A 12,673-nucleotide genomic window follows, 5' to 3' on the forward strand; every position below is an offset into this window, starting at 1 on the left:
CTGCGCGGTGCGAGGTTGAGGGAGGAGACCCACGTGCGCAAGGTCCTGATCGCCAACCGCGGCGAGATCGCGGTCCGAATTGCCCGTGCCTGTAGCGACGCAGGGTTGGCCAGTGTCGCCGTGTACGCCGAGCCGGACCTGGACGCGCTGCACGTGCGGGTCGCGGACGAGGCGTACGCGCTCGGCGGCTCGACGGCGGCCGAGAGCTATCTGGACATCGAGAAGCTGCTGAAGATCGCGGCGGAGGCCGGCGCGGACGCCGTCCACCCGGGGTACGGCTTCCTGTCCGAGAACGCGGACTTCGCGTCCGCCGTGCAGAACGCCGGGCTGACCTGGATCGGGCCGCCGCCCGCCGCGATCACCGCGCTGGGCGACAAGGTGCAGGCGCGGCACATCGCGCAGAAGGTCGGCGCGCCGCTGGTCGCGGGCACCACCGACCCGGTGTCGGGCGCCGACGAGGTCGTCGCGTTCGCGAAGAAGCACGGGCTGCCGATCGCGATCAAGGCGGCGTACGGCGGCGGCGGGCGCGGGCTCAAGGTGGCCCGGACGCTCGAGGAGGTCCCGGAGCTGTACGAGTCGGCCGTCCGGGAGGCGGTCGGCGCGTTCGGCCGCGGCGAATGCTTCGTCGAGCGGTACCTGGACAAGCCGCGGCACGTCGAGACGCAGTGCCTGGCCGACAAGCACGGCAACGTGGTCGTCGTGTCGACCCGTGACTGCTCGCTGCAGCGCCGCCACCAGAAGCTCGTCGAGGAGGCCCCGGCGCCGTTCCTGTCGGAGGAGCAGCTCGAGCTGCTGTACACCTCCTCGAAGGCCATCCTGAAGGAGGCCGGGTACGTCGGCGCGGGCACCTGCGAGTTCCTCGTCGGCCAGGACGGGACGATCTCGTTCCTCGAGGTCAACACGCGGCTGCAGGTCGAGCACCCGGTGACCGAGGAGGTCGCGGGCGTCGACCTGGTCCGCGAGATGTTCCGCATCGCCGACGGCGAGGAGCTCGGCTACGGCGACCCCGAGCTGCGCGGCCACTCGATCGAGTTCCGGCTGAACGCCGAGGACGCCGGGCGCGGCTTCCTGCCCGCCGTCGGCACCCTGAGCGCGTTCGACCCGCCGCACGGGCCGGGCGTCCGGCTCGACTCCGGGTACGTGACCGGGCAGACGGTCCCGCAGGCGTTCGACTCGCTGATCGCGAAGCTGATCGTCACCGGCGCGTCCCGCCGCCAGGCCGTGGAGCGCGCGCGCCGCGCCCTCGCCGAGTTCACGATCGACGGGATGCCGACCGTCCTGCCGTTCCACCGCGCGGTGCTGGACGACCCCGCGTTCGTCCCCGCGGACGACGCCGAGCCGTTCGCCGTCCACACCCGGTGGATCGAGACGGAGTTCGACAACACGATCCCGCCGTTCGAGGCGGTCCCGGCCGACGAGGAGGCCGCGGGCGAGCGGGAGCGGGTCACGGTCGAGGTCGGCGGCAAGCGCATCGAGGTCGTGCTCCCGGCGGGCCTCGGCGCGTCGGCGGCCGGCGGCGCCGCGGCCGGGCAGGCGCCCGCCAAGCGCCGCGCGGGCAAGAAGGGCGCCGCCGCGCAGGCGTCCGGCGACTCGCTGGTCAGCCCGATGCAGGGCACGATCGTCAAGATCGTCGCCGAGGACGGCGCGACCGTCGAGGCGGGCGACACGGTCGTGGTGCTCGAGGCGATGAAGATGGAGCAGCCGCTGACCGCGCACAAGGCCGGGACGATCACGGGCCTGTCCGCCGAGGTCGGCCAGACCGTCACGGCGGGCGCGTCCATCTGCGACATCAAGGACTGACGTCCGGCGCCGCTCGGCGATTTCGCGATCCGGGTGCCGCTCCCCCGCCGGGGACGGCACCCGTTCGCGTTTCCGGGCCGGGCCCCCCGGGGACGCCGGCACGCTGTGTAGCGGACCGTCTCCGCACCGGTTCGGGATTTTCCGAAAAGGGACATGACGGGCTGATTGTCTGGCTCTCCGGCGAGGCAGACTAGAGACATGAGCTCCGACAACCGGACCGCCCGGACGGCTCGTCGCATGGCGCTTCCCGCGCTCGTGGCGGGCGTCGTCGCGGCCGGTCTCGCCGCCCCCGCCGCCGCCTCGACCCCCGACACCGCGCGTCCCGCCGCGTCCGCGTCCGTCCAGCACGTCGCGGCCGCCCCGGCCGCGCCGCAGGCCCCGCAGGCCGCGCCCGCGCGGGCGGGCGACACCGTCGGGCAGATCGCCAACGGGCTGGTCGACTCGCGGCTGTACGTGACGAGCAACGCCGGGAACGCGCTGAGCGCGGCGGACCGGCAGCAGGTCGAGTCCGCGCTGAACGGGCTCGGCGACGCCGACGTCCGCGCGGTCGTGGTCGACGACGGCATCACCCAGCAGCAGATGGGGCAGATGCTCGTGTCCGTCGCGAACCGCGTCGGCGAGGGCGAGACGTACGTCGGCGTCACCGCGAACGGGCGGCTGATGGCCGGGATCTCGCAGAACCTGGACGAGGGCGAGATCAACCAGATCATCACCCGCACCAACGGCCAGCCGCTCAAGGACCGGATCATCGACTTCGGCGAGCGGGCCGAGAAGCGGGTCGACGAGAACTCCGCGTCGGCGGCGACCGTCGGGTACGTGATGCTGGGCCTCGTCATCGCGCTGGTCGCGGCGGCGATGTCGGTGTTCCTCGTGTCGCGGCGGCGCCGGCAGGAGCGGCAGGCCAGGGAGATGGCGGAGCTCAAGGAAGGCGTGGAGGAGGACGTCACGCTCCTCGGCGAGGACATCGCCGGGCTCGACCTCGACGTCATGGACAAGAAGCTCGACCCGGCGATCCGCGCCGACTACGAGCACGCGATGAACTCCTACGACGAGGCGAAGCGCGCGACGGACCGCGCCGCCCGTCCCGAGGACATGCAGAACGTCACCCGCGCGCTGGAGGACGGCCGGTTCTTCATGCTCGCGACCCGCGCCCGGCTCGCGGGCGACGAGGTGCCGGAGCGGCGCGCCCCCTGCTTCTTCAACCCGAACCACGGCCCGTCCGTCCAGGACGTCGTGTGGGCGCCGCCGGGCGGCACGGCCCGGTCCGTCCCGGCGTGCGCGGCGGACGCCCAGGCGGTGCTGGGCGGCGGCGAACCGGACGTCCGGATGGTCCCGTACCACGGCGCGCGGCGGCCCTACTACAACGCGGGCCCGGCGTACGCGCCGTACGCGGGCGGGTACTACTACGGCTACGGCGGGTTCGACCTGCTGACCGGCATGATGGTCGGCACCATGCTCGGCTCGATGATGTCCGGCGGGTTCGGCGGCTACGGCGGCGACATGTCCGGCGGATTCGGCGGCGAGGGCGGCGACGTCGGCGGCGGCTGGGACTTCGGCAGCGGCGACTTCGGCGGCGGTGGCGGCGGATTCGGCGACTTCGGGGGCTTCTGAGGGGCCGCGATGCCGCGCATCCCAGGCGACCCCGGGCCGTGGGGCCAGGTGCGGTACACGCTCGGGCTGCGGCTGCCGCCCGGCAACCGCGACTGGGTCCGGCACGAGCTCACCGACGCCGGGTGGCGGGGCCGCCTGCTGTGGCGGCACGTGTGCCTGATGATCCCGGTGTGCGCGGTGCTGGCGCTGCTGCCCGGCCCCTGGTGGGTGCACGTGTCGGTGCCGATGATGGCCATGTCCGCGAGCCTGCTGGCCGTGGCGATCACCGCGGACGAGCTGCGCCGGTCGCGGATGCGGCGGCACGGCATCGCCGAGCCGCCCCGCATACGGTGAGGGCATGAGCACGGCACCCGTCCCCGCACTGTACTGGCGCATCCTCGGCATCAACGGACTGATCTTCGCGCTCGGCACCGCGGCCCTCGCGCTCGCGCCCGTCACCGTCTCCTCGATGGTGCTGCTGCGGGAACTGCCCGTCCTGCTGGTCGGGCTCGCCGTGATGATGCTGGCGAACGCGCTGCTGCTGCGCGCCAGCCTCGCGCCGCTGGGACGGCTCACCACGCTGATGGCGCGGATGGACTCGCTGAGCTCCGGCGACCGCCTCGCGACCAAGGAGAGCGGCGACCTGTTCCACCTCGTCGACGAGTTCAACTCCATGCTCGACCGCCTGGAGGTCGACCGCAGCACCGGGACGGCGATGGTGCTGGACGCCCAGGAGGCCGAGCGGCGCCGCATCGCCCAGGAGCTCCACGACGAGATCGGCCAGACGCTCACCGTCGCGCTGCTGGAGCTGAAGTCGGTGGCCGACCGGGCGCCCGGCGAGGTCGCGGCGGAACTGCGCGGCGTCCTGGAGGTCGTCCGGTCGAGCCTGGACGAGGTGCGGCACGTCGCACGGCGGCTGCGTCCGGGCGTCCTGGACGACCTCGGCCTGACCAGCGCGCTCATCGCGCTGCCCGCGGACTTCTCGGGCGGGCCGCACGTCACCCGCGACGTGCAGACCGGGATCAACGGGGTCGGCGCGGACGTCGAACTGGTCGTCTACCGGATCGCGCAGGAGAGCCTGACGAACGTCTGGCGGCACGCCGGCGCGCGCCACGCCGAGCTGTCCCTGCGGCAGGCCCCGGACGGCGGCCTCGTGCTGCGCGTCGCGGACGACGGCTGCGGGCCGCCCGAACGGGCCGGGGCGGGCATCCGCGGGATGCGGGAGCGCGCGATGCTCGTCGGCGCACAGCTGTCGATCGGCGCGGCGGACGGCGGCCGGGGCACCGAGGTGCGGCTGGTCGTGCCGCCGAAGGGCGCGCGCCGCAGGCAGTACCCGGTGCGGGACTGACGATGGCCGCCGGCCGTCCCGTCCCACGCGGGGGCCGGGATCAGGGTTCGACGAGCCCGACGCGGATGGCGTACTTGGTCAGCTCGACCCGGTCGCGCATGCCGAGCTTGCCGAGGACGTTCGCGCGGTGCCGGTCGACCGTCTTCACGCTGATCGTGAGGATCTCCGCGATCTCCTTGGACGAGTGCCCCTCGGCGATCAGCTTGGTGATCTCCTCCTCGCGGGGGGTGAGCAGCTCCTCGCCGTCCCGCGCCCGGTTCAGGTACTCGCGGACCAGCAGCGTGACGGCCCCCGGATACAGGAACGACTCCCCGTGCGTCGCCGAGCGGATCGCGTTCAGCAGGTCGCGGTCGGCCACCGACTTCAGCACGTACCCGGACGCGCCCGCCTTCAGCGCCTCGAACAGGTACTGCTCGTTGTCGTACATCGACAGCATGAGCATCTTGACGCCCGGGAAGCGGGCGGCGATCTCCCGCGCGGCCTGCAGGCCCGTCATGCGGGGCATCGCGATGTCCAGGATCGCCAGATCCACCTCGCTGCGGGCGATCGCGTCGATCGCCTCCGCCCCGTCGCCGGCCTCGGCGACGACGGTCATGTCGGGTTCGGCGTCCAGGATCACCCGCAGCCCGCGGCGGATCAGCGCGTGGTCGTCGGCCAGCAGGATGCGGGTGGCGGACTCCCGAGCGTGCAACCGATCACCTCCGGTCTCCGCCTCCATCCTAGGTGCGCGCCTCCTCGGGCACCCCCGTCCGGCCTGCAGATACATGCTTCAACCAGGCAGATGTGGGTGTTACACCCGATAACGATGTGATCCACCGCCGAGAAAACTGGTCGATGTACGCAGAAAGGGGCGGACATATGGCACAGCGACTCGGCGGCGGGCACCGCCCTCCGCTCAAGGCTCCCAAGAGGCCATCGTCCTGCGACGGGACCGTCCCCGGCGTGAGGAGGAGGGACCTATCAGCCCGAAGAACCAGGCTCTCCGGGAGCCGAAAGGACGTCATGCTAGCGCGGGACATCGCCATCCAGGTGCCGACCGTGACGATGAACGACTCGATCGCGCACGCGATCCAGGTCATGGCGCTCGGCCGGCTGCCCGGCCTGATCGTGCTGGACGAACGGCAGCGCCCCCGGGTCGTCCTGCCCGGAACGCAGGTGCTGCGGCTCGCGGTGCCCGTCGCCTACCAGGAGGACACGGCGCTGACCCGCACCGTGGACGAGGCGCACGCGGACGTGTTCTGGCACGAGATCCAGGACAGGACGGTCGGGGCGTGCATCGGAACGCACACGCCCCGCCCGGTCATCGTGAAACAGTCGGCGACGCTGCTGGAGCTCGCCACCCTGATGGCGCGGCAGCGCAGCCCGCTGGTCGCGGTGGTGGACGACGCGGGCCTGCTGGCCGGCGCGGTCACGCTCGACCGGCTGCTGTCCGCCCTCGCGCTGGCGCGGCCGGACGACTAGGCGGGGGCCTCGGCGGAACGTCGGCCGGTCCCTGTCGGGGGCCGGCCGACGTCTGCCGCCGGGACGGTGCCCGGTGAGCGCTCTCGCGGCGCTCGCCGTCTTCGTCATCGCGTTCTTCTTCATCGCGACGGAGAAGGTCGACAAGACCAAGGTCGTCCTGATCGCGGCCGGGGTGATGACGGTGCTCGGGCTCACCCCCGGCGCCGACGTCTTCTTCTCCGAGCACGACGGGATCGACTGGAACGTCATCTTCCTGCTGCTCGGCATGATGATCATCGTCGGGATCATCAAGAACACCGGGGTGTTCGACTTCCTGGCGATCTGGGCGGCGAAACGGTCGAAGGGCAAGCCGTACCGGCTCATGGTGCTGCTGATGCTCATCACCGCCGTCGCCTCGCCGTTCCTGGACAACGTCACCACGATCATGCTGGTGGCGCCGGTGACGGTGGTCGTCTGCCAGCGGCTGCGGATCTCGCCGATCCCGTACCTCATCGCCGAGGTGCTGGCGTCCAACATCGGCGGGGCCGCCACCCTGATCGGCGACCCGCCGAACATCATCATCGGCAGCCGGGCGGGACTGACGTTCAACGACTTCCTCGTCCACATGGCACCGATCGTGGTGATCATCTTCATCGCGTTCGTGCTGCTGTCGCGGGTGCTGTTCCGCAAGTCGTTCAAGTACAACCCGGAGTACGCGGCCGAGGTGATGTCGCTGGACGAGCGGAAGGCGATCACCGACACCGGGCTGCTGATCCGGTGCATGGTCGTCCTCGCCGGCGTGATCGTCGCCTTCGGCCTGCACTCGGTCGTGCACGTCGAGCCGTCGGTCGTCGCGCTCATCGGCGCGGGCGTCATGCTGCTGGTCACCGGGGCGGACGTGCCGGAGGTCATGCGGGAGGTCGAATGGTCCGTGCTGGTCTTCTTCGCGGGACTGTTCGTCATGGTGGCCGGTCTCGGGCACACCGGGGTCATCGAGACCATCGGCACCTGGGCCGTGGACACGGTCGGCGACGACTACTTCGCCGCCGCGACCGGCCTGCTGTTCGGCTCGGCCGTCCTCGGCGCGTTCTTCGACAACATTCCCTACACGGCGACGATGGCGCCGATCGTGGAGGGACTCGCGGCGACCGCCGATCCGCAGACCGGTGAGGCGCTGTGGTGGGCGTTCGCGCTCGGCGCCGACTTCAGCGGCAACGGGACGGCCATCGCGGCGAGCGCCAACGTGGTCGCGATCGGGATCGCCGCCAAGAGCGGCCACCCGATCAGCTTCTGGCAGTTCACCAAGTACGGGATCATCGTCACCGTACTGAGCACGCTGATGGCCTGGGTCTACGTGGCCCTGCGCTACTTCACCTGACGTCGCGGTCTCCCGCCGATCGGGCGCGCCCTTCCCGGCGTGCCCGATCGGCGCACCCGCTCAGTACGCGTGCTCGGTCATCAGGCGGCGGCCCGCCTCGGTGATGCTGCCGGACAGCGACGGGTACACCGCGAAGGTGTGCGCCACCTGGTCGACGGTCAGGTGCTGCTGCACCGCGACGGACACGCCGAGGATCAGCTCGCTCGCGCGGGGCGCGACGATGACGCCGCCGAGGACGATGCCGGTGGACGGGCGGCAGAACAGCTTCACGAAGCCGTCCTCGAACCCCTGCATCTTGGCGCGCGCGTTCGTGAACAGCGGCAGCATGACCGTCCGGGCGTTGACCTCCCCCGAGTCGACCATCTGCTGGGTGACGCCCACCGACGCGACCTCGGGGTCGGTGAAGATGTTCGACGCGACCCACCCGAGCTTCAGCGGCTGGACGGCCTCGCCGAGCGCGTGCCACATCGCGATCCGGCCCTGCATCCCCGCGACGGACGCGAGCATCAGGATGCCGGTGCAGTCCCCCGACGCGTAGATGTGCGGGACGGACGTCCGCGACACCTTGTCGACCTTGACGAACCCGCGGTCGTCGCACTCGACGCCGACGTCCTCGAGCCCGATCCCGGTCGTGTTCGGGATCATCCCGACGGTCATCAGGCAGTGCGAGCCCTCGACCTTGGTGCCGTCCTCCAGCGTGACGATCACGCCGTTCCCGGACCGCTCCACGCTCGCCGCCCGCGACCGCGACATGACGTTCATGCCGCGCCGCAGGAAGACCTCCTGCAGGACGGACGCGGCGTCGGCGTCCTCGGTCGGCAGGATGCGGTCCCGCGACGACACCAGCGTGACCTTCGACCCGAGCGACAGGTACGCGCCGGCCAGCTCCGCGCCGGTGACGCCGGAGCCGACGACGATCAGCTCGGCGGGCAGTTCCGGCAGGTCGTAGAGCTGCCGCCAGTTGAGGATGCGCTCGCCGTCGGGCTCGGCGCCGGGCAGCACGCGCGGCGTGGCGCCGGTCGCGATCAGCACGATGTCGGCCCGGATGCGGCGCTCGCCGACCGCGACGACGTGCGGCTCCACCAGCCGCGCCTCCCCGCGGACGATCTTCACCTCCTCGTACGCGAGCCGTTCGGCGACGTCGAACGACTGCGCCCGCGCGAGGTCCTTGACGCGCTTGTTCACGGTGGCCATGTCGGCTTCGAGGCCGCCGACGATCCCGTCCGGGCCGCCGCTGAACCGCAGCCCGAGGGCCTCCGACTCCGACATGACCGCCATCCGGGTCGAGGTGGCGATGAGCGTCTTCGAGGGCACGCAGTCGGTCAGCACGCACGCCCCGCCGGGACCGTCGCGTTCCACGACGGTCACATCGGCGCCGAGCTGCGCCGCGACGAGAGCGGCCTCGTAACCGCCCGGTCCTCCTCCGATGATGACGATGCGGGTCATACTTCCGATTCTTTCCTACTCAACGCAGTGACAAGTCCAACCGCGGACATCGGCGCCGCCAAGGCGACCTGCGGCGTCGCGTGGCGTAGCCTTGGGCGGCGTGGCACTGTACGCGGCGTACGCCTCCAACATGGACCCCGACCAGATGGCGCTCCGGGCCCCGCATTCGCCGATGCGCGGCACCGGGTGGCTCGCCGGCTGGCGGCTGACCTTCGGCGGGCAGGACAAGGGCTGGGAGGGTGCTCTCGCGACCGTCGTCGAGGACTCCGCCGAGCAGGTCTTCGTCGTGATCTACGACGTGCCGAGCTGGGACGAGAAGGAGCTGGACGCCTGGGAGGGCGCGGCCCTCGGCGTGTACCGGAAGATCCGCGTCCGGGTGCAGACCCTCGACGGCGACGCGCTCTGCTGGATGTACGTCCTCGACGACTACGAGGGCGGGCTGCCGTCGGCGCGGTACCTGGGCATCCTCGCCGACGCCGCCGAGGCCGCGGGCGCCCCGGACGACTACGTCAAGGAGCTGCGGAACCGTCCGTGCGCGTCGATCGGTGATCAGTCGATCGGTGATTAAGCGCGGCGCGGGCTCCCCGGTAGTGTCGGCTTTGTGAGCAACGACGCTTTTACCTTGGCGCGCTCCGCGGCGGACGAGCTGCGGGCGCGCACGTCCATCGACGCGTTCGACGTGGCCCTGGTGATGGGCTCCGGCTGGGTCCCGGCCGCCGACGCGCTCGGCGACCCGATCGCCGAACTGCCGGTCACGGACCTGCCGGGGTTCCCGCCGCCGGCCGTCGAGGGGCACGCGGGCCGCATCCGGGTGGTGGACGTCGCCGGGCGCCGCGCCCTGGTGTTCCTCGGCCGCACGCACCTGTACGAGGGACGCGGCGTGGACCCGGTCGTGCACGGCGTCCGGACGGCCCTCGCCGCGGGCGCGGGCACGATCGTCCTCACGAACGCGGCGGGCGGGCTGCGGCCGGAGACCCAGCACGTCGGCGAGCCGGTCCTGATCTCCGACCACCTGAACCTGACGGGCGCGAACCCGCTGGCCGGCGCCGACTTCCTCGACCTGACCGAGGCGTACTCGGGACGGCTGCGGGCCCTCGCCCGCGAGGTCGACCCGACGCTCGCGGAGGGCGTGTACGCGGCGTTCCGCGGCCCGACCTACGAGACGCCCGCCGAGATCCGGATGCTGCGCACGCTGGGCGCCGACATGATCGGCATGTCGACGGTGCTGGAGACGATCGCGGCCCGCCGGGGCGGCGCGGACGTCCTCGGCATCTCGCTGGTCACGAACATCGCGGCGGGCCTGTCGGACGAGCCCCTCGACCACGAGGAGGTCCTGGCCGCCGGCCGCGCCGCCGCGGGCCGCATGGGCTCCCTGCTCGCGACCGTCCTGTCGAAGCTGTGAGCGGCCTCTCGGTGCGCGACCTCCGCGAGGCCGCCGAGGAGTGGCTGGCGCAGGATCCCGATCCCGACACGCGCGCCGAGCTGCGCGACGTCCTGGACGCCGGGGACGAGCAGGCGCTCGCCGACCGGTTCGGGTCCCGGCTGGAGTTCGGGACGGCCGGGCTGCGGGGCGAGCTTGGCGCGGGGCCGAACCGGATGAACCGGGTCACGGTGCTGCGGGCCGCCGCCGGGCTCGCCGCGACGCTCCCGGCGGGCTCGCACGTGGTCGTCGGGTTCGACGCCCGGCACAAGTCGGACCGGTTCGCCGGCGACACCGCGGCCGTCCTGACCGGCGCGGGCCACACCGTCGAGGTGTTCGCCGAGCCGGTGCCGACGCCGGTCCTCGCGCACGCCGTCCGGACGTCCCGCGCGGCGGCGGGCGTCATGGTGACGGCGAGCCACAACCCGCCCCGCGACAACGGCTACAAGGTGTACTGGGGCGACGGCGCGCAGATCGTGCCGCCGCTGGACGCCGAGATCTCCGCCGCGATCGACGCCGTGGGCCGCGTCGACGACCTGCCCCTCGGCGCGCACTGGGACGTCCGCGACGATCCGGCCCCGTACCTGGACGCCGTGTCCGGGCTCCGCCTCGGCGACGCCCGCGACGTCTCGGTCGTGTACACGCCGATGCACGGCGTCGGGTTCGACGTGCTGCACGCGGCGTTCGTCCGCGCGGGGTTCCCCGCGCCCGTCGCCGTCCCCGAGCAGGCGGACCCGGACCCCGACTTCCCGACCGTCGCGTTCCCGAACCCGGAGGAGCCCGGCGCGCTCGACCTCGCGCTGGCCCTCGCCGCCGAGCGGGACGCGGACCTCGTGATCGCGAACGACCCGGACGCCGACCGGTGCGCGGTCGCGGTGCCGGGGCCGTCCGGGTGGCGGGTCCTCACGGGCGACGAGGTGGGCGGGCTCCTCGCCGAGCACGTCCTGCGGCACACCGCGGGCGGCGACCGGCTCGTCGTGACCACGATCGTGTCGTCGTCGCTGCTCGGGGCGATCGCCCGCGCGCACGGCGTCCGGTTCGCCGAGTCGCTCACCGGCTTCAAGTGGATCATGAAGGCGGGGACGCGCGCCGACCGGCTCGTGTTCGGTTACGAGGAGGCCCTCGGCTACAGCGTCGGCGACGACCGGGGCGTCCCCGTCAACGACAAGGACGGCATCGGCGCGGCGCTCGCGGTCGCCGCGCTCGCCGCCGAGGCGGCCCGCGACGGCCGCACCCTGCTCGATCTGCTCGACGACCAGGCCCGCCGGTACGGGCTGCACGCCACCGCGCAGGTGTCGGTCCGGGTGGACGACCTGTCGGAGATCGCGGCGACGATGGCCCGGCTGCGCGCCGCACCGCCCGCCCGCCTCGGCGGGCGCGCCGTCGAGACGTTCGACGACCTGTCCCGCCCGGCGGACGGCCTGCCGCCGACCGACGGGCTCCGGTTCCGCCTGGAGGGCGGCGCGCGCGTGGTGATCCGGCCGTCCGGGACCGAACCGAAGCTCAAGTGCTACCTGGAGGTCGTGGAGCCCGCGAAGGACGACGTCGCGGACGCCCGCGGGCGCGCGGAGACCTCGCTCGAAGTCCTGCGCCGGGGGGTCGCCGAGCTGGTCAGTTGACGAACGCGAGGACGCAGCACGCCAGCACGGCCGCGCCCGGGACGGCCAGGGCCGCGACCGCCGGGATCGACCACGACACCGAGCCGCGCACGTCCTCGGCGTCCCGCGCGGCCGCGGCGGCCTTGTCGGGCGCGCCCGACCGGGTCTTCGGCCGCTGCCGGTCCCGCATCTCGTTGAGCCGCTCCGCCGCGTACCCCGCCGGGGTGCGGCCCTTGACCTGCGCCCCCAGCTTCGCGTCCTGCTTCCGCGCGCGCGCCTCCGCCTTGGCCTGCGCGCGGGGCGACGTCTGGTGCACCCACGCGCGCGTCTGCAGCTCGTCGCCGTCCGGTCCGGTGAACCGCACGACGATCGCCTCCCGGCCCTCGATCGACCGGACGGCGCCCCACGGGGCCCGCGCGTCCCGCAGCGGGTTCCGGACGGTCAGCGCCTCGTCGTCGCCGACGATCGCCGGCCGCAGCCCGACCGTGTAGGCGATCCCGCAGCCGAGCAGCAGGAGGGCCGCGATCGTGTACGTCGTCAGCGAGTACTCGGGGTCACCGGTGAAGCCGAAGACGAGATCCGCGATGTTGAGCGCGGCGAACGCCAGCCACGCGAACGCGGCCACGCGCCCGCCGGTGGAACGAATCGTCATG

At 72.8% G+C, this 12,673-nt stretch carries 12 protein-coding genes; 9 read left to right on the top strand and 3 right to left on the bottom strand.

Translation table 11 applies throughout. The features are described from left to right. Positions 1-33 precede the first annotated feature (33 nt). The 4 genes from AB0L25_RS05655 to AB0L25_RS05670 all read left to right on the top strand — a co-directional run bounded on the left by AB0L25_RS05655 (position 34) and on the right by AB0L25_RS05670 (position 4,738). Positions 34-1,800 (top strand): acetyl/propionyl/methylcrotonyl-CoA carboxylase subunit alpha, encoded by a 1,767-nt coding sequence (locus tag AB0L25_RS05655; protein WP_500168992.1) that lies wholly within the window; start codon positions 34-36, stop codon positions 1,798-1,800. 198 nt (positions 1,801-1,998) lie between these two features. Then, on the top strand, positions 1,999-3,411 hold the full coding sequence (locus tag AB0L25_RS05660) for a hypothetical protein (RefSeq protein ID WP_500168994.1): 1,413 nt from the start codon (positions 1,999-2,001) through the stop codon (positions 3,409-3,411). A 9-nt stretch (positions 3,412-3,420) separates the two neighbouring features. After that, positions 3,421-3,744, top strand: a complete 324-nt coding sequence (locus tag AB0L25_RS05665; protein ID WP_500168996.1) for a DUF5313 family protein — start codon at positions 3,421-3,423, stop codon at positions 3,742-3,744. 4 nt (positions 3,745-3,748) lie between these two features. Continuing rightward, positions 3,749-4,738, top strand: a complete 990-nt coding sequence (locus AB0L25_RS05670) for a sensor histidine kinase (RefSeq protein ID WP_500168998.1) — start codon at positions 3,749-3,751, stop codon at positions 4,736-4,738. A 40-nt stretch (positions 4,739-4,778) separates the two neighbouring features. On the opposite strand, the gene AB0L25_RS05675 is transcribed toward AB0L25_RS05670, so the two are convergent. Then, positions 4,779-5,429, bottom strand: a complete 651-nt coding sequence (locus tag AB0L25_RS05675; RefSeq protein ID WP_500169000.1) for a response regulator — start codon at positions 5,427-5,429, stop codon at positions 4,779-4,781. 311 nt (positions 5,430-5,740) lie between these two features. Here AB0L25_RS05675 and AB0L25_RS05680 point away from each other — a divergent pair, with 311 nt between their 5' ends. Beyond that, a complete protein-coding gene (locus tag AB0L25_RS05680) occupies positions 5,741-6,199 on the top strand; it encodes a CBS domain-containing protein (RefSeq protein WP_500169002.1) in 459 nt (152 codons plus the stop codon). Positions 6,200-6,272: 73 nt separating this feature from the next. Then, on the top strand, positions 6,273-7,556 hold the full coding sequence (locus AB0L25_RS05685) for an ArsB/NhaD family transporter (RefSeq protein WP_500169004.1): 1,284 nt from the start codon (positions 6,273-6,275) through the stop codon (positions 7,554-7,556). 60 nt (positions 7,557-7,616) lie between these two features. On the opposite strand, the gene AB0L25_RS05690 is transcribed toward AB0L25_RS05685, so the two are convergent. After that, positions 7,617-9,002, bottom strand: coding sequence for an NAD(P)H-quinone dehydrogenase (locus AB0L25_RS05690; protein ID WP_500169006.1), 1,386 nt, complete (start codon positions 9,000-9,002; stop codon positions 7,617-7,619). 100 nt (positions 9,003-9,102) lie between these two features. Between AB0L25_RS05690 and AB0L25_RS05695 the strand changes: the two genes are divergently transcribed. Genes AB0L25_RS05695 through AB0L25_RS05705 form a run of 3 tightly spaced genes read left to right on the top strand, consistent with a single transcriptional unit; the run spans position 9,103 to position 12,041 of the window. Continuing rightward, positions 9,103-9,570, top strand: coding sequence for a gamma-glutamylcyclotransferase (locus AB0L25_RS05695; RefSeq protein WP_500169008.1), 468 nt, complete (start codon positions 9,103-9,105; stop codon positions 9,568-9,570). Positions 9,571-9,603: 33 nt separating this feature from the next. Next, positions 9,604-10,404: a purine-nucleoside phosphorylase gene (locus AB0L25_RS05700; RefSeq protein WP_500169010.1), complete on the top strand. Its 801-nt coding sequence runs from the start codon at positions 9,604-9,606 to the stop codon at positions 10,402-10,404. A gap of 11 nt (positions 10,405-10,415) precedes the next feature. Further along, positions 10,416-12,041, top strand: a complete 1,626-nt coding sequence (locus AB0L25_RS05705) for a phospho-sugar mutase (RefSeq protein ID WP_500169240.1) — start codon at positions 10,416-10,418, stop codon at positions 12,039-12,041. Here AB0L25_RS05705 and AB0L25_RS05710 read toward each other — a convergent pair. Then, a complete protein-coding gene (locus AB0L25_RS05710) occupies positions 12,034-12,672 on the bottom strand; it encodes a PH domain-containing protein (RefSeq protein ID WP_500169012.1) in 639 nt (212 codons plus the stop codon). The two genes, AB0L25_RS05705 and AB0L25_RS05710, sit on opposite strands and share 8 nt — an antisense overlap. Position 12,673: the final 1 nt, after the last annotated feature.

It is taken from the genome of Spirillospora sp. NPDC052242 (assembly GCF_040679555.1).
GTDB lineage: Bacteria > Actinomycetota > Actinomycetes > Streptosporangiales > Streptosporangiaceae > Spirillospora.